We start from the raw sequence: 17,598 nt of genomic DNA on the forward strand, positions 1-17,598 counted from the left end.
GGTGAACGGTTACCGCACACAAATCAGTGGCTTGCCTGCTTGCCGACCGGCGTGCGCCGGCGGGCAGAACGAGCCACAACCCTAGGCAGGCTACCCCCAATTCGGGTAACATGCACGGCACTCTATCATCCCAACAAGCACATCAAGAACGACTATATGGCAACTGATCCTCGTACAATGCTGGTAACCTGCGCCCTTCCCTATGCCAATGGCTCCATCCATCTTGGCCACATGCTGGAACACATCCAGGCCGATATCTGGGTTCGTTATCAGCGAATGCGCGGTCACCAGGTGCACTTTGTCTGTGCCGACGATGCCCACGGCACCCCGATCATGCTAAAGGCCCAACAACTGGGGATCACCCCGGAAGAGATGATCGCGGCCGTCTCCCAGGAGCACCAGGCCGACTTCGCCGGCTTCAACATCAGCTTTGACAACTATCACTCCACCCACAGCGACGAGAACCGCGAGCTGGCGGAGCTGATCTACGGTCGTCTGCAGGCCGGCGGCAAGATCAAGAGCCGCACCATCTCCCAGCTGTTCGATCCGGAAAAATCCATGTTCCTGCCGGATCGCTTCGTCAAGGGCACCTGCCCCAAGTGCAAGTCCCCGGAGCAGTATGGCGACAACTGCGACAGCTGTGGCGCCACCTACAGCCCGACCGAGCTCATCGATCCGAAATCTGCCGTCTCCGGCGCCACTCCGGTGATGAAGGACTCCGAGCACTTCTTCTTCGACCTGCCGCAGTTTGAAACCTGGCTGGCCGACTGGGTACGCGGCTCCGGCGCCATTCAGGAAGAGATGGCCAACAAGATGCAGGAGTGGTTCGAAAGCGGCCTGCAGCAGTGGGACATCACCCGTGACGCCCCCTACTTCGGGTTCGAGATCCCGGGCGCCCCGGGCAAGTACTTTTACGTCTGGCTGGATGCCCCCATCGGTTATATGGCGTCGTTCAAGAACCTGTGCAACAAGCGCGGTGACATCGATTTCGACAGCTACTGGAAAGCGGACTCCGAGGCCGAGCTCTACCACTTCATCGGCAAGGACATCGCCTACTTCCACTGCCTGTTCTGGCCATCCATGCTGGAAGGCGCGGGCTTCCGCAAGCCGACCAAGGTCAATGTGCACGGCTACGTGACCGTCAACGGCGCCAAGATGTCCAAGTCCAAGGGCACCTTCATCAAGGCCTCCACCTATCTGAACCACCTGGATCCGGAGTGCCTGCGTTACTACTATGCCGCCAAGCTCAACAGCCGCATCGACGATCTGGACTTGAACCTCGAAGACTTCGTGCAGCGCGTCAACGCCGATGTGGTCAACAAGCTGGTCAACCTCGCTTCCCGCAACGCCGGCTTCATCGCCAAGCGCTTCGACGGCAAGCTGGCCGCCACCTGCGCCGAGCCTGAGCTCTACGCCGAGTTTGCCAATGCCTGCACCGTGATCGCCGAGGCCTACGAGAGCCGCGAGTTCAGCCGCGCCATCCGCGAGATCATGGCACTGGCCGACAAGGCCAACCGCTACGTGGACGACAAGGCCCCCTGGGTCATCGCCAAGCAGGAAGGGGCGGATGCCGAGCTGCAAGCGGTCTGCTCCGTCGGCATCAACCTGTTCCGTGTGCTGATGGCCTACCTCAAGCCCGTCATGCCGCTGCTGGCCGAGCGCGCCGAGGCCTTCCTGGCCGAGACCCTCAGCTGGGATGGTATCGCCGCCCCGCTGGTCGACCACACTGTCGCCCCGTTCAAGGCGCTCTTCTCCCGCATCGAGCCGGCCAAGATTGAAGCCATGATCGAGGCTTCCAAAGAGGATCTGGCCAAGGAGCAGGCACCGAAAGCCACCGGTCCGCTGGTTGATGACCCCATCAGCGAAACCATCGCCTACGACGATTTTGCCAAGATTGACCTGCGCGTGGCGCTGATCACGAAGGCCGAAGCGGTGCCGGAAGCGGACAAGCTGCTCAAGCTGCAACTGGACATCGGCGGCGAGACCCGTCAGGTGTTTGCCGGCATCAAGTCCGCCTACAACCCGGAAGATCTGGAAGGCAAGCTGACCGTGATGGTGGCCAACCTGGCCCCGCGCAAGATGCGCTTTGGCATGTCCGAAGGCATGGTGCTGGCCGCCGGCCCGGGTGGCAAGGATCTCTGGATCCTGGAGCCGCAGGAAGGGGCCCAGCCTGGCATGCGCGTCAAGTAAACGCTACCGTAGCCGTTAACAATGAGGGAGGCCTGGGGCCTCCCTTTTATTTTCCCTCTTTCCTCCTCCCCCTCTCCCGCTGATTGCGCCGTTTTGTGCCTTGCCTCCCCCTTGGGTGCTTGTTGCTCCCGAGCAATTTGCCTAGACTGGCGATTCACTTCGGGCCCATGGCCCCCTTCATCAGGCAAGGAGCAAGCATGATCACCTTATATGGCACCCCCGTCAGCCGAGCCCTGCGCGTATCCTGGTTACTGGAAGAGCTGGACGTGGCATGGCAGTTCCAGTTTCTCGACTTCGCCAAGGGCGAGAATCGCAGTGACTGGTTTTTGACCCTCAACCCGAGCGGCAAGATGCCGGTGCTCAAGGACGGGGAGTTCGTGTTGACCGAGTCCGCCGCCATCATGCAGTACCTGGCCGAGGTGTATGGCCCGAACTGGCTGCCCGCCAGAGGGACCCAGGCCTCGGCGCTGCACGCCCAGTGGGTCAGCTTCATCACCTGTGAACTGGAGCAGCCACTGTGGACCATCGGCAAACACCGCTTCGCCCTGCCCGAGGCCCAGCGCCTGCCGGCCATCTTCCCCACCGCCAAATGGGAGTTTGACAAGGCGGCGGCCATCGCCGAATCCTGGGTGCCCGAGCAGGGTTACCTGCTGGGTGAGCAGGTAACCATCGCGGATCTGCTGCTGGCCCATACCCTGATGTGGGCCACCCGCTTCGAGCAGACCATTCCCCCCAAGCTGGCGGCCTATCGGGATCGCCTGGCCAAACGCCCCGCCCTGCAGGCGGTGCTGGCCAAGACCCAGGCCATCGCCGATGCCGCTCAGGCCGGCTGACCTGCGGACAAGAAACCGTCAATGCAAACGGGAGCCCGCAAGGCTCCCGTTTTTCATGGTTGTTCGGCATCATTGGCGTAGCAAGGCGCTCAATTGGTATGAAAGCCGCTCCCCTTGGGCGGTGGTGCCACCTCATATTCCATCCGGGTCACCTCGGCGGTACGCGGGCCGCGCTCCAGCCAGCCCAGCATCATTTGCACGCTCTGCTCCGGCCCGCAGATGAGGATCTCCACCGAGCCATCTTCCAGGTTGTAGGCATGGCCCCGCAGCCCCAGTTGCAGCGCCCGCTCCCGGGTGAAGTAACGAAACCCCACCCCCTGCACCAGGCCCCACACTCGCACGACAAACGATTGCTCTCCCATTTCTCACACCTTCCCCTTAAGAAATTTCCCTCCAAGGCGATAATGAGCGCGACACTCTCATCCCCTTGCAGGACGCAATACCATTATGAAAGAAGTAAAGTTTCGGTGGGTTGACCGTTATCTCATTCACCTCACGATCAGCGAAAAATTTCTCATCACCTTCTGGTGCCCGCTGCTGTTCATCGCCTTTATCAGCTGGTATCTGCTGGCAGACGGCCATCAGCAGGAGATGCAGCTGCGCCTGGATCAGCTCAAGCAGCGGGTCGAACTGAGCGCCCAGCTGGCCAGCCAGCACGCCGATCTGACCCTGCCGGCCGAGCTCACGCTGAGCCCGACCGGCAGCACAGGGTTGACCCAGCAGGGCGACATCTATCGGTACGGCGCCAGCGCCGGCCAGGCCGGGGTCGTCACCGGTACCCTGGATGCCTCCCGCTACTCCCTGTGGGATGGTCAAGGAACCACCCTCACCATCATAGCCGTGCTGGCCGTCCTGCTGGCCCTGGTGACCCACTACCTGATGACCTTCGTGTCGGGGGCGCTCTACTCCACCAACAAGGCGCTGCAGACAGTGGCGGATGGCGATCTCACCTTCCGCCTCAACTTCTTCCCGGTGCGCGACGAGTTCTCCATCCTGGCCGGCAGCATCGACCGCTTCACCGACCGCCAGCACAAGATAGTACAGCTGGTGGAAGAGTCCGCCGAGGCGCTGACCATGGCCGCCGACGAGTTTCGCGATCATGCCAGCGAAGGCGAAACCATGGCCCGCTCCCAGCGCCAGCACATGGACTCCCTGGCAGCCGCCATGGAGCAGATGTCCGCCGCCATTCGCGAGGTTGCCCGCAACGCCAACGACACCCTGCAGCAGACCCGCCAGTCGAGCGAAGAGGCGGCCAACGGCGCCTCCCGGGTATCGCGCACCATCACCGCCATCCGTACCCTGGCCGACGAGATCGGCAACGCCTCCGGCGCGGTGGAGCGGCTGACCCACAATGCCAATCGCATCAACGAAGTGGTCAACGTCATCAACGCCATCTCCCAGCAGACCAACCTGCTGGCCCTCAACGCCGCCATAGAAGCGGCCCGCGCCGGTGAACAGGGTCGCGGCTTTGCGGTGGTGGCCGACGAGGTTCGCACCCTGGCCAGCCGCACCCAGCAGGCCACGGTGGAGATCCAGCAGATGATTGAAGAGCTGCAAGCTGGCACCGGGGCACTGAACGACATCATGGAGAAGACGGTGGAGCGGGCTGCCAGCAGCCAGCAGCTCATCAGCGAGGTGGGGCTAGACATCGACAAGCTCAGCAACCACAGCGATGCGGTGCTGGAGATGAGCACCCAGATCGCCACCTCGAGCGAACAGCAGAGCTCGGTGGCCGAAGAGATCACCCGCAATCTGGATCAGGTGCGCCATGAAGCGGGCCAGGTGGAAGCCTCTGCCAGCGCCTCGGTGGCCGGCACCGCCGGCCTCAAGGCCACCGCCACCGAGCTGGCCCAGGCATTGAAAGGGCTAAAGATCTGATTTTTTTAACAACAAGCTCCCAGAGCCTGGCGCTATCTGCCAAGGTTGTTTGAGTTTTGCCAGCGGGCCACATAGAATGTGGCCCCTTTTCTTTTGACCATCTGGCAACTCCCATGAGCGCTTCCATCTATCTCGTCAAAGGCCGCGAAAAATCCCTGCTGCGTCGCCACCCCTGGATCTTCTCCAAGGGGATCGAGCGGGTTCAGGGCAACCCCATTGACGGCGATACCGTCGAGATCCTCACCCATGACGGCAAGTGGCTCGCCCGTGGCGCCTGGTCCGGCAGCTCCCAGATCCGCGCCCGGGTCTGGACCTTCGACAAGGATGAGACCGTCGATCTCGACTTCTTCATCCGTCGTCTCAAATACGCCCAGGAGTCCCGTGACGGACTCATCAAGCGTCAGGGCCTCACCGGCTATCGCCTGTGCGCCGCCGAATCCGACGGTCTGCCGGGCTTGACCATCGACCGCTACGCTGATTTTTTGGTGTGCCAGATCCTCTCCGCCGGCGCCGAGTTCCAGCGTGAGCTGATCACCCAGGCACTGCGCACCCTCTACCCAGAGTGCAGCATCTATGAACGCTCCGATGTGGCGGTGCGCAAGAAGGAAGGTCTGAAAGAGCGCACCGGCGTCATCCATGGTGAGACCCCGAACGAGCCGGTGGTGATCGAGGAGAACGGCGGCGTCAAGATCCTGGTGGACATCCGCAACGGCCACAAGACCGGCTTCTATCTGGATCAGCGTGACAACCGCCAGGCCGCCGCCAAGTACACCGAAGGCAAGCGGGTGCTCAACTGCTTCTGCTACACCGGCGGTTTTGGCGTTTATGCTCTCAAGGGCGGCGCCAAGGAGGTGGTCAATGTGGATCTCTCCCAGAATGCGCTGGACATCGCCCGCCAGAACGCCGAGCTGAACGGTCTCGATACCAGCAACACCCAGTTTGTCCGTCACGACGTGTTCAAGCTGCTGCGCGAATACCGCGAGAAGGGCGAGAAGTTTGACGTCATCGTGCTGGATCCGCCCAAGTTTGCCGAGAGCAAGGCCCAGCTGCTGGGCGCCTGCCGCGGCTACAAGGACATCAACATGCTGGCGTTCCAGCTGTTGGCGCCGGGTGGCGTGCTCTTGACCTACTCCTGCTCCGGCCTGATGGAACAGAGCCTGTTCCAGAAGATCGTTGCCGATGCGGCGCTCGATGCCGGCCGCGACGCCCAGATCCTGGAGCTCTTGTCCCAGGCCTCCGATCACCCCATAGGTACCGCCTATCCGGAAGGCTTCTACCTCAAGGGGCTGGTGGTGCGCGCCCGCTAAGCTGAGCAGACCAGCGCTGCCCCCCTTGTCCCCGGTTCCAGATCCGGGCTAAGGCAGGGTGCGGCAAGTCATCAAAAAGCCCGCGATCAAAGCGGGCTTTTTTTATGCGGCCGACAAAGAGATAACCTCCCCCCGACTTTGCCACCAGCAGCGATGGGTACCCCTATCCCTCCTCTCCGACTGACTACAGCCATCCTCAATCAAGAGTTGCCGCATCGTGAACCCGATTCTCATCTCTCTTTCACCCCAGGCATGGCATACACAACCTACCAGCAGAAACATTCCCGGCATTTGTTTTATGCAAAAGCATGAAATATTACGCATCAACATTAAAAATTACTCGGGGAAATATCAGCCATAAACGCATACCCACTCATCTGAATGAATATTGCTGTTTTTCCCCTGCTGTTGATAACGCCATATCCTGTCCGCCTCGCACATTGCCCGGGGCGGCAATATTCCTCCCGGCACACATCATCCCATTTAATCACGCGCCGGCGCCCCCAGCGGGAAGTAGTGCCGAAATGGTCTGGCCTCCTCCACCACCCGCACAATGGAGGGATGGCTGAGCAGACGGGCGCGATAGGCACGCAGGCAGCCATGACTAGCGGGGATCTCGTGGGCCCAGTCGGCGTAGAAGAGCGAGGGGGCGGCGGCGCAATCGGCCAGCGTGAAGTCTGCGCCGGCAATCCAGTGGCGCCCTTCCAGCCGCTGATCGAGCCAGGGGTAGATCTGATCGAGCAGCTCGCGGGCCTCCACTACGCCATAGCGGTCACGCTCAGCGGCCGGGCGCAGCATATCCAGCACCACTTTTTGCATCGGCGTCATCACATAGTTGTCGAAGACGCGATCCAGCATATGCACTTCCAAGCCCGCATCGCCAGGCGGGATCAGGCAGACGGGGCCCGGGTGGTGCGCCTGCAGATGGGCGACTATGGTGCTGCTCTCGAGGATGCAGCGACCGTCATCGAGCAACACCGGGAAGCGCTTGAGCGGCCAGAGGGCGGCAAGTTCGGCGTTGGCCGCCGGCTCTTCGAGATTCCGGTAGTCAAACGGGGTGGCATTCTCGTAGAGGGCGATCAGCACCTTCTGGCTGTAGGATGAGAAAGGATGGGCATAGAGTTTCATCGGGATGCTCCTGGCACGCGGATGGATGATTCACCTAGTCTAGATCCCTTCTCCACTTCCGATGCCGCGCTCATACCTTGCTGGTTTTTGGATGATAAATGCGCATTCATGACGAAAATCACACCCGTATGGCTCTCTTTTAGGTAGGGTGATCCCGCCTGTGGCCGCCAAGCCGGGGCAGCCGACTCATTGATGAGCGGCACCACAACAAAAATCGATGTCAGGCCAAGCTGAACATCATCAAGGATCCCGTCATGAATCAATCATTGCCGCTGTTGACGCCGCTGCGGGGCATCGCTGCCCTGATGGTGGTGCTGTTTCACGCCCGCTTGCTGCTCTTTCCCCAGTGGATGGAGTCGATCGCCGGCCACACCCAACTCATCGAGAACGGCTACCTCTGGGTCGATCTCTTCTTTATTTTGAGCGGGCTGGTGCTGGCCCACGTCTACGGGGAGGCCTTCGCCCGCACGCCCCGCACCATCGGTTATGGCCGCTTCCTCTGGCTGCGACTGACCCGGGTTTATCCCCTCTACCTGGTGACCCTGCTGCTGCTGGTGGGCTGGGAGCTCTACAAGGCCCGCCATGGGATTGCCTTCTACGCCGGCCCCCTGTTCAAGATGTGGGAGTGGGAAGGAATGCCTCCTTTCGGCTCACCCTTTACCCCGGCCGAGGCGCTGCCAAGCGCCTTCCTGCTGCTGCAGGTGGTGACCGATCACGGATTGACCTGGAACTTCGCCGCCTGGTCGCTGAGCGTGGAGTGGATTAGCTATCTGCTGTTTCCGCTGCTCATCCCGCTCGCCGTCACCCGCAGCCGCTGGAGCAACCTCGCCCCCTTGCTGGCCCTGACGGTGCTGGCCTTTATCGTGCACAGCCGGGGCACCCTGGATGTCACCAGCGGGGCACTGGCCATCGGGCGCGGGGTGAGTGAATTCGTGCTCGGCCTCTGGCTGCAGCCGAAGGTCAAGGCTGCCCGCCAGTGGCCCATGATGCAGCAAGATCTGCCGCTACTGCTCGCCTTTCTGCTCCCCTTCGCGCTGATGCAGTTCACCATGACGCCGCAGCTGACCCTGCTGCTGATCAGTGCCTACGTGTTGCTGATCTGGATTGCCGCCTGCCAGGGCGATCGCCAGAGCCCGCTGCTGCGCCTGCTGGATAACCGCGTCACCAACTGGCTGGGGGATCTCTCCTACTCCATCTACCTGCTGCACGCCCTGGTGCTGCTCACCGGCTGCGAGCTTGTCCACTATCTGGCGCCGGGGTTCACTGCGTGGTGGTATGCCCAGACCAACCCCCTGCTGGGGGTGCTGGCTACCCTGTTGATGCTGGCGGTGCTGATCGGTCTCTCGGCGCTGAGCTACACCCTGCTGGAGCGGCCGCTGCAACGGCGCCTGCGCCGGCTCGGCAAGGCTCGCCAGCCGGTGATGGAGCAAGCCGGCTAAGTCCCTCACCAAGATGGCCCCGATGGCAGCATGGTTTGCCTTCGGGGCGATGCCGGGGGAGAGCCTTGCCTGCGTCATGGCAAGGGCGGCTCTCCTTCTCTAAACCCGCTAATTCCCTGCGCTTTGTGTGAATTCCAGTTCGAACCAGAGCGGCCATTTGTGGCATAATGACCCGTCCTGTGGCCCTTGGCGGGGCTGCGCCGGCGCGATGTCGCCCCTCCTCCCCCGTCCTGCCAGGCTGTCTTGCACGGCAAGCCTTGTATCGCTGCGCACACAGCCAGCCTGGGCCACCCAAGTTTCGCGCGCATGCGCACCCATTTGACGGCTCCGCAGAGCCGCTGCACTTATTTTGTTTGTACACATTTGTACACGCACGTTTGCACACACAAGGGGAAAGTATGTCTTCCATTCGTCTGACCCAATACAGCCACGGCGCTGGCTGCGGCTGCAAAATCTCTCCCAAGGTGCTCGACACCATTCTCAAGAGCCAGATCCCGGGCTTTGACGACCCGACCCTGGTGGTCGGCAACAGCAGCAAGGATGACGCGGCCGTAGTCGATATCGGCAACGGTCAGGGCATCGTCTCCACCACCGACTTCTTCATGCCCATCGTCGATGATCCCTTCACCTTCGGCCGCATCGCCGCCACCAACGCCATCAGCGACATCTACGCCATGGGCGGCAAACCCATCGTCGCCATCGCCATCCTCGGCTGGCCCATCAACACCCTGCCGGCCGAAGTGGCCCAACAGGTGATCGACGGCGGCCGCCAGGTGTGCCACGAAGCAGGAATTTCTCTGGCCGGCGGCCACAGCATCGATGCCCCCGAGCCCATCTTCGGCCTCGCGGTGACCGGTATCGTGCCGCTCAATGCCATCAAGCAGAACGACACTGCCAAGGTGGGTGACACCCTCTATCTGACCAAGCCCCTTGGCATCGGCATCCTCACCACCGCCCAGAAGAAGGGCAAGCTCAAACCCGAGCACGAGCAACTGGCCCCCAACGCCATGTGCACCCTCAACAAGATTGGCCAGCGCTTTGCCGAACTGCCCGGCGTACACGCCATGACCGACGTGACCGGCTTTGGTCTGGCTGGCCATCTGCTGGAGATGTGTGAAGGCTCTGGCGTCAGTGCCCGTCTGGACTTCAAGGCGCTGCCGCTGCTGGACGAGGTGGATTACTACCTGAGCGAGGGCTGCGTACCGGGCGGTACCCTGCGCAACTTCGACTCCTATGGCGCCAAGCTGGACGCCATGGACGATCGCACCCGCAACATCCTGTGCGATCCGCAGACCAGCGGCGGCTTGCTGGTAGCCGTCGGTAAAGAAAGCGAAGCCGAGCTCCACGCCATTGCCGCACAGGCAGGGCTGACCCTTTCCCCCATCGGCCAACTGCAGGCCCAAACCGGCAACCAGTTCATCGAGGTTGTCCAATGAGTGCTCTGCCACTGGCCACGGATTACGCCCGGATTTTTCTGGATGACGTTCCGCTCATCGACCTGCGCGCCCCCATCGAGTTCAAGGAGGGGGCCTTCCCCTGCTCGACCAATCTGCCGTTGATGACGGATGATGAGCGGGCCCAGGTTGGTACCTGCTTCAAGCAGCAGGGTCAGGCGGCCGCCATCGCGCTGGGTCATCAACTGGTCGGTGGCGCGGTGCGGGCCGAACGCCTCGAGGGCTGGCTGGCCCAGCTGCGCCGGCAGCCGGATGCCGTGCTCTACTGCTTTCGCGGCGGTCTGCGCTCGCAAACGGTGCAGCAGTGGCTGCATGAGGCGGGAGTCACCCGCCCGCGGGTGGCCGGTGGCTACAAGGATCTGCGTCGCTTTCTCATCGACACGCTCGACGGAGCGGCAGCCGAGTGCCACTGGAGCGTGCTCACCGGCATGACCGGCTCCGGCAAGACCCACATGCTGGCCAAGGTGGCCCAGGCGCTGGATCTGGAGGGGCACGCCCACCACAGGGGGTCGTCGTTTGGCCAGCTGCCCGGCGGCCAGCCCAGCAACATCAACTTTGAAAACAACATGGCCATCGAGCTGCTCAAACGCCGCCAGCAGGGGGAGCAGCGTTTCGTGGTGGAAGACGAAAGCCGCCTCATCGGCCGCTGCTGCCTGCCCAATTCGCTGTTTGACACCATGAGCCAGGCCCCGCTGGTGGTGGTCGAGGTGCCGCAAGAGGAGCGTGCCGAGCAGATCCGCCAGGACTATGTACACGATCTCTGGCTGCGTTATGAGGAGCGTTTCGGCGCTGAAGAGGGCTGGCCGCTGTTTGCCGCCTACCTCACCGATGCCCTAGCCAGACTCAAGCGCCGGCTCGGCGATCAGGCCCATCGCGAGCTGGATCAGTTGATGCAAGTGGCCCTCGAAGAGCAAGGCCGCAGTGGCCACACCGAGCTGCACCTGGCCTGGATCACCCTGCTGTTGACCCGCTACTACGACCCCATGTATCTCTACCAGCTTGGCAACAAGCGCGAGCGCGTCATCTTCCAGGGTGACAAGCAGGCCTGCCTCGACTTCTTTGCCCAGCAGCGTGCCTGATCTTCACCGTACAAGAGGACCCCATATGTTGAAATTCGAGGTGATCCCGGTCACCCAGTTTGCCCAGAACTGCTCCCTCATCTGGTGCGACGAGACCCATCAGGCCGCCCTCATCGATCCGGGCGGAGAAGCGGACAAGCTGCTGGCCGCCATCGCCAAACGGGGGCTGACCCTCACTCACATCCTGCTGACCCACGGTCATCTGGATCACGTGGGCGCCGCCGCCGAGCTGCGCGACAGAACCGGCGTCACCATCACAGGCCCCCACAGGGAAGATGCCTTCTGGCTCGACATGCTGCCCCAGCAGAGCCAGATGTTCGGCTTTGCCCATACTCCGGCCTTTACACCGGATAGCTGGCTAGAACAGGGTGACAAGGTGCAGGTTGGCAAGTGCGAGCTGGAGGTTTATTTCTGCCCGGGTCACACCCCGGGCCATGTGGTGCTGCTCAGCCAGGCCGAGCAACTTGCCTGGGTGGGCGATGTGCTGTTTGCCGGCAGCATAGGTCGGACCGACTTCCCGCGCGGGGATCACGGGACGCTGATCAAGTCGATCACCGAGACCCTGCTGCCGCTGGGGGACGACATCGTCTTCATTCCAGGGCACGGCCCCAGCTCGACGTTCGGCCGCGAGAAGGCAAGCAATCCCTATCTGACGCAACCTATCTGGTGATCTCCCGCTCCTCGCGGGTGTCCCATTGGCTCTTGAGGCGCAAGATCTCCGGCATGATCTCGAGAAAACGTGCGAGCAGCCGGGGATCAAAGTGCTGGCCGGCACCGTCACGCAGCGTGGCCAGCACCTGCTCCAGCGGCCAGGGCTCCTTGTAAGGGCGACGCACGCTCAGGGCATCAAACACATCGGCGATGGCCACGATCCGCGACGCCTCGGGGATCCCTTCGCCGGTCTCCCCTGCGGGGTAACCCGAACCATCCCACTTCTCGTGGTGATGCAGGGCTATCTCCGCCGCCATCCGAAAGATGGGGGCGTCTGAGCGGCTCAAGATCTCGTAGCCGATGCGCGGGTGGGTGCGCATGATGACCCACTCCTCTTCGGTGAGAGGACCGGGCTTCTTGAGGATGTGATCGGGGATCCCAATCTTGCCCATGTCGTGCATGGGGGCCGCCAGCTCCAGCAGCTCCGACTGCTCCGGACTCCAGCCCGCCGCACTGGCCAGCGCGCGGGCGTAGGCGGCCATGCGCCAGATATGTACCCCGGTGTCGGTGTCGTTGTAGTGACCCGCTTCGCTCAGCATCACGATGGCGGTACGGTAGCTGTGCTCGAGCTGATCGAGGCGCACCAGAGAGAGGTGGTTGCGCACCCGGGCGCGCACCGTGCTCGGGCAGACCGGCTTGTAGATGTAATCCACCCCGCCTGCTTCGAACCCCTGGCTCTCGCTGTCTGCGTTGTCGCTCGCCGTGATAAACAGCACCGGGATCCCGGCGTGGGCCGGATCGGCCTTGAGCCGGCGGCACACTTCGTAGCCATCCATGTCAGGCATACGCACGTCAAGCAGGATCAGGGCGGGCTCGTGGCGTGCCACGGCGGCCAGCCCCTCCTCTCCTCCCTTGGCGAAGAAGAGGCTGTACTCCTCCTTGAGGATTTGTCGCAGCAGCCCGAGGTTGCTCGGCTCGTCGTCGATGATCAGCACACGCGGTCGGTTCATGATCCAGGTGCCTCCCGATTCTCCAGATAATCCTCCAGCTTGCAGGTGGCAAGATGGATGTCGAACAGCTCCAGGGCCGCACTGATCTCGCTCACCAGCTCAGTGGGCAAGTAACTCTTGGCCTGACCCAGCGCAGGCTCGATCAGATCCAGATCCTCGCTCATGAGGGCCTGACGCAGAGCGTGCAGGCACACCTCCTGCGCCTCCCCCTGCGCCAGCGGGGAGCTGACGGCACCTGGCTCGCGCCCGGCATAGAGGTCGATGGCCTGCTGCGCCCGCTCCAGCGCCTCGAGCAAGGGGGCGATGAGCTGACTGGTGTCCCCCCCTGTTCGATGGCCTCGTTCAATTCCGCACTGATGCGCGCCACATCGGTGAGCGACAGGCTGCCCGCCACCCCCTTGAGCTTGTGGGTCAGGCTCGCGGCAGCGTCCGTCTCGTGCTGGGCGATGTAACCCGGCAGCACGGTACCGACCGTCATGTAGTCATCGCGAAAACGCCGCAGGTATTTGAGATAAACCGACGCCTCGCCCCAGTTACGCAGACCGGTATCGATGTCGATGCCGGCCACCGGCTCCTGGGCTGACGGCGCGTCGCTGACCGTGATAGGTGCCACACTGTCGGGCAGGTAGCGCAGCAGGGTGGCGATGAGCTGCTCCACGTCGAGCGGCTTGGCGATAAAGTCGTTCATGCCAGAGGCCAGCGCTGCTTCGCGTTGATCCTTGAACACCCCAGCGGTGAGTGCCAGCACGGGGATATCCTCCCGTCCCGGCAGCTGGCGCAGACGACGGGTCGCCTCGTAACCATCCATCACCGGCATCTGCACATCCATGAGCACCAGATCGATGCGCTGCGCCGAGTCGGCAAGGCAGGCCAGAGCCCGCTCCCCATCGATGGCGGTGATCACCACGGCCCCCTCCCGCTGCAGCAAGCGGGTTGCCACCTCCAGGTTGATGTCGCTGTCATCGACCAGCAGTATGTGCACGTCCGGCAGGCGCTGATGGCGCTGACCGCTTTCCAGCGGCTCCACATGTTCGCGTTTCTCGTGAATGAGGCGCGCCACCGCATTGTAGAGACTGGAGCCGGTGACCGGCTTGTGCAGCACCAGATCCACCTGCTCCGAGCCGGGGCGGCGCATCAACTCTTCCTGGGAATAGGCGGTCGCCATGATGATGATCGGCGAGCGATCCTGCTGCTCGAAGGCACGGCGAATGGCCACGCAGGTCTCGAGCCCGTCCATGCCCGGCATCATCCAGTCGAGCAGGATCACGTCGAAACGCTCCCCCTGGCGCAGCAGATGATGCAAGGCCTGCTCGCCCGATTCCACCACCCGTGACTGCCAGCCGAGGGAGCCCACCGTCATCGACAGGGTATCGCGGGTCACCTGGTTGTCGTCGGCGATAAGCAGCGAAACGTGCTGCAGCCGTTCGTGGAAGACCTCTGGTCGCTCTACCTGAGCCAGCCGGACACGGAACCAGAATTCGCTCCCCTTGCCCAGTTCGCTGGTGACACCGATGTCGCCTCCCATCAGACTCACCAGACGGCGGCTGATGGTCAGGCCAAGCCCGGTTCCGCCAAACCGGCGGCTGGTGGAGGAGTCGGCCTGGGAGAAGGCATTGAAGATGTTGGCCTGCTGCTCGGGCGGAATGCCGATCCCAGTGTCGCGCACCCGAAACAGCAAGGTGGCCGTGCCATCTTGCTCGTCCTCCAGCTCGACCTTGACCTCCACCTCCCCGCGCTCGGTGAACTTGAGGGCGTTGCCGGTCAGGTTGAGCAACACCTGTTCGAGGCGCAAGGCATCCCCTATCAGGTGCGTGGCTCGCTCGGGGGCACTGCTCACCACCAGCTCGAGGTGTTTTTCGCCCACGCAGGTGGACATGATGGCCGCCACGTGATCGAGTACCTCTTCCAGACTGAATGGCACCTGCTCGAGCTCGAGCCGGCCCGACTCAATCTTGGAGAAATCGAGGATGTCGTTGATGATCCCGAGCAGTGCCTGCCCGGCCTGGTGGATCTTGCGCACCAGGGCCCGCTGGCCATCGTCGAGCCCTCCCTGCTCGAGCAGGTAGGTCAACCCCATGATGGCGTTCATGGGGGTACGGATCTCGTGGCTCATGTTGGCGATGAAATCCCCTTTGACCCGCGCGAGCCTGGCCGCCTCCTGCTGCGCCAACTGCTCCCGATGCCGACTGTGCACCAGCGAGGCCACTCCGGCACCAAACAGCAACAGCAAGGTGGCGCAACTGGCCGAGATGAGCCCCCAGATGTGAGTGCGGATGGCCAGCAGCTCGCTGCGTGGCACCATGGAGGCGGCTTTCCAGATCAGCTGATCGTGATTGAGTGCCGGGTACAGGGTAGTCCAGCTCCACAGCCCGTCTGCCAGCTCAACCTGGCCACTCGACGCGCCCCAGAATGCCTGCCAGGCCCGGGGAGAAGATTGCTTCAAGGTGAGGTCCGGGCGCTCGAGCATGAACCCCCACTCTTGCGCCGGATCCGGGCTGCGCAGCCAATAACCGTCCTGGTTGAGCAGCATGGTGTGATCGGCGGCCTTGCCACTGCTGTTGGTGAACTCCTTGAGCATGCGAGCGGCCTGCACGTTGATAAGCAGCAAGCCCAGATCGCGGCCCCCCAGACGCATGCGCTTGGCGATGCGGATCATGGGATTGAAGGGGCGATCGATCACGCCGTGTTCGACGTTGAGATCGAGCGGCGAGACGTAAACCCGCTCCCAGGGCAGCGCCATGGCATCGCGAAAATAGTAACGCTCCCCTTTGTTTTGCAGCTGGTCGTCGGCCACACGCTGCAGATGCTGACCCTGACGATCGATACGCACCCGCTCCATGCCGTCCGGCGCCAACCAGCGCACCTGGGCATAGTCAGGATTGCGGTTCATCAGAACGGTAAACTGGGCAGCCATGGTGTCACGCTCGCCGCGGCCCGCCGCCTCGAGCAGAATGGGCTCTTCCGACATGCTGCGCACATGGCGCAACGGCACCGCCAGTTCGTCATCGAGACGACTGCTGGCGAGCGCCAGGAAGGTGCTCTCATCACTGCGAACACGATAGAGCTCGCGCTCGACCAGTGCGTCCCCCAGCAGGTATCCCCCCACCAGGACCAGCACCAGAATGGGTGAGAACAGCAGGAAATATCCCCGTATGATTCCCTTCATGACGGTCAACACCACCCCGTGATTGGACTTGTTCGAATACTTTATATATGTCAGAGCACCACAATTGGTGTCCTGCTGTCAATCATGCCTACAAGTAAAGACTAACAGCACTAGTTGAGTATTTTATTTTTATAGGGAAAAATGCCGTAAAAACAAAGAGGCCACCCGATTGGGTGGCCTCTTCACAGGAACGTTCGTGGTCGATTAGACGCGAACGAAGTCCAGGTGCAGCAGCTTGTAACGTACCGGGTGACGCTGGATAGCTTTCACTTTTACGTTAACTTCTTCGCCGTTGATAACCAGAGTCAGTACGGACTCATAGAATTCCGGCTTTTCTTGGGCCAGGATGAATTTCTTGTGGTCAACGGTGATAGAGACGGCTTCTTTACCTGCACCGTAAACGATGGCAGGAACTTGGTCAGCGTGACGCAGGCGGCGGCTCGCACCTTTCCCCAGGTCAGAACGGACTTCAGCTTGGAATACGAAAGACATAGTATGTATCTCTTTTAGATGAATTTATGGTGCAGACTGCGACCGGTCGGCACCTCGCAAAACGAGCGCGAATACTATCACGGGCCCCGAGCAGTGACAAGAGACCTCAGCGTCCCTGTTCCAATCTGGCAAAACGCTGCAATCGCTGGGCCGGGCTCAGGGCATCGAAACGGGCCAGCGTCTGCGGCGCCGGGCAGTAGAGGGTATCTCCCGCCTTCACCTTGATGCCCTGACCCATCAGCGCCTGGTTGTCATCGACGATGGCCAGCAAATAGCTGTAGGTATCCCCCTCTACCCCGGTCACGGTCCCGTTCTGGGCCAGCATGGCAGCGATGCGCCAGAGGGTCTCTCCTGCGGCGACCTGATGACAGACCCGCTTGCCGCCAGCCGCCGGCGCTGCCAGCGTCAGCGTGCTGCTGACAGGCACCATCATCCCCTGCCCATCCCCCTGCGATGACTCAAATTGCGCCAACCGGGTAGCTGGCGTCTGCCAGCTGGCCTGCTGTGACAAGGCAGCCAGCAGGGGTTCCCCTTGCTCATTTGCCTTGGGTTGGCCCGGTGATGGGGGCACGGCAAACTCCGCCATGAAGGGCACGGCCAGGGTCGCCACCTCTTGTGTCGGATGAGGTTGATAGGCCGCCGGGGTAATGGGTGCCAGCCCGTAGGCCGCTTCGTCGATGCGCCGCAATCTTGCCAGATAGGCTTTGGAGAGCTCGGCCTCCCCCTCGAACAGATCGAAGGGGGGCACCAGCCGGGCTGGAAACAGCACCTGCCAGCGTCCCTTCTTCTTCTTGAGCTCGAGGGTGGGAAATTGATTGCCCCGCCAGGCCACGAACATGGCGGGCGGGGTGCGATGCAGCGGGTAGTACTCCGGGTTCAACTGTACCCAGGTTTGCTCGGCAATGGGCTGATAGCCACTGATGTTGACCATCGCCATCCCTAACCAGAATCCAAGCATCCTTGCTCCTCCG

13 protein-coding genes and 1 pseudogene are annotated in these 17,598 nt (G+C 62.2%); 8 read left to right on the forward strand and 6 right to left on the reverse strand.

Annotation, left to right across the window (positions count from 1 at the left end):
• The first annotated feature begins 156 nt into the window (after nt 1-156).
• Both metG and ACB031_RS02050 read left to right on the forward strand, forming a co-directional pair.
• Nucleotides 157-2,190: a methionine--tRNA ligase gene (gene metG / locus ACB031_RS02045; RefSeq protein WP_371138893.1), complete on the forward strand. Its 2,034-nt coding sequence runs from the start codon at nt 157-159 to the stop codon at nt 2,188-2,190.
• A 197-nt stretch (nt 2,191-2,387) separates the two neighbouring features.
• A complete protein-coding gene (locus ACB031_RS02050) occupies nt 2,388-3,023 on the forward strand; it encodes a glutathione S-transferase family protein (RefSeq protein ID WP_010633965.1) in 636 nt (211 codons plus the stop codon).
• Nucleotides 3,024-3,112: 89 nt separating this feature from the next.
• Here the strand turns inward: ACB031_RS02050 and ACB031_RS02055 are convergent, their stop codons facing one another.
• The gene (locus ACB031_RS02055; protein WP_005300975.1) at nt 3,113-3,385 is read right to left on the reverse strand and encodes an acylphosphatase; all 273 of its coding nucleotides are present in this window, start codon (nt 3,383-3,385) and stop codon (nt 3,113-3,115) included.
• Nucleotides 3,386-3,470: 85 nt separating this feature from the next.
• On the opposite strand from ACB031_RS02055, the gene ACB031_RS02060 reads away from it, so the two are divergent.
• Together ACB031_RS02060 and ACB031_RS02065 are read left to right on the forward strand one after the other, a co-directional pair.
• On the forward strand, nt 3,471-4,901 hold the full coding sequence (locus ACB031_RS02060) for a methyl-accepting chemotaxis protein (protein WP_252604744.1): 1,431 nt from the start codon (nt 3,471-3,473) through the stop codon (nt 4,899-4,901).
• Nucleotides 4,902-5,014: 113 nt separating this feature from the next.
• Nucleotides 5,015-6,208, forward strand: a complete 1,194-nt coding sequence (locus ACB031_RS02065; protein ID WP_005300980.1) for a class I SAM-dependent methyltransferase — start codon at nt 5,015-5,017, stop codon at nt 6,206-6,208.
• 483 nt (nt 6,209-6,691) lie between these two features.
• Here ACB031_RS02065 and ACB031_RS02070 read toward each other — a convergent pair whose 3' ends face one another.
• Nucleotides 6,692-7,336, reverse strand: coding sequence for a glutathione S-transferase family protein (locus ACB031_RS02070; RefSeq protein ID WP_336289362.1), 645 nt, complete (start codon nt 7,334-7,336; stop codon nt 6,692-6,694).
• A 254-nt stretch (nt 7,337-7,590) separates the two neighbouring features.
• Between ACB031_RS02070 and ACB031_RS02075 the strand changes: the two genes are divergently transcribed.
• The 4 genes from ACB031_RS02075 (at nt 7,591) to ACB031_RS02090 (ending at nt 11,978) form a co-directional block, all read left to right on the forward strand.
• Nucleotides 7,591-8,775: an acyltransferase family protein gene (locus ACB031_RS02075; protein WP_371138894.1), complete on the forward strand. Its 1,185-nt coding sequence runs from the start codon at nt 7,591-7,593 to the stop codon at nt 8,773-8,775.
• Nucleotides 8,776-9,173: 398 nt separating this feature from the next.
• Nucleotides 9,174-10,211, forward strand: coding sequence for a selenide, water dikinase SelD (selD, locus tag ACB031_RS02080; protein ID WP_005300989.1), 1,038 nt, complete (start codon nt 9,174-9,176; stop codon nt 10,209-10,211).
• Nucleotides 10,208-11,308, forward strand: coding sequence for a tRNA 2-selenouridine(34) synthase MnmH (mnmH, locus tag ACB031_RS02085; RefSeq protein WP_017784306.1), 1,101 nt, complete (start codon nt 10,208-10,210; stop codon nt 11,306-11,308). Before selD ends, mnmH begins: the two co-directional genes overlap by 4 nt.
• A gap of 25 nt (nt 11,309-11,333) precedes the next feature.
• The gene (locus ACB031_RS02090; protein WP_005300995.1) at nt 11,334-11,978 is read left to right on the forward strand and encodes an MBL fold metallo-hydrolase; all 645 of its coding nucleotides are present in this window, start codon (nt 11,334-11,336) and stop codon (nt 11,976-11,978) included.
• On the opposite strand, the gene ACB031_RS02095 is transcribed toward ACB031_RS02090, so the two are convergent.
• The 4 genes and pseudogenes from ACB031_RS02095 to ACB031_RS02110 all read right to left on the reverse strand — a co-directional run bounded on the left by ACB031_RS02095 (nt 11,968) and on the right by ACB031_RS02110 (nt 17,585).
• Nucleotides 11,968-12,969: an HD domain-containing phosphohydrolase gene (locus ACB031_RS02095; RefSeq protein WP_010633956.1), complete on the reverse strand. Its 1,002-nt coding sequence runs from the start codon at nt 12,967-12,969 to the stop codon at nt 11,968-11,970. The two genes, ACB031_RS02090 and ACB031_RS02095, sit on opposite strands and share 11 nt — an antisense overlap.
• A pseudogene (locus ACB031_RS02100) lies at nt 12,966-16,135 on the reverse strand (response regulator). The gene ACB031_RS02095 and the pseudogene ACB031_RS02100 overlap by 4 nt, the downstream one beginning before the upstream one ends.
• A 204-nt stretch (nt 16,136-16,339) precedes the next feature.
• Nucleotides 16,340-16,627, reverse strand: a complete 288-nt coding sequence (gene rplY, locus ACB031_RS02105; protein WP_005301003.1) for a 50S ribosomal protein L25 — start codon at nt 16,625-16,627, stop codon at nt 16,340-16,342.
• A gap of 106 nt (nt 16,628-16,733) precedes the next feature.
• Nucleotides 16,734-17,585, reverse strand: a complete 852-nt coding sequence (locus ACB031_RS02110; protein WP_371138895.1) for a hypothetical protein — start codon at nt 17,583-17,585, stop codon at nt 16,734-16,736.
• Nucleotides 17,586-17,598 lie beyond the last annotated feature (13 nt).

It is taken from the genome of Aeromonas sp. S8(2024) (genome assembly GCF_041403085.1).
GTDB classification, from domain to species: Bacteria; Pseudomonadota; Gammaproteobacteria; order Enterobacterales; family Aeromonadaceae; genus Aeromonas; species Aeromonas dhakensis.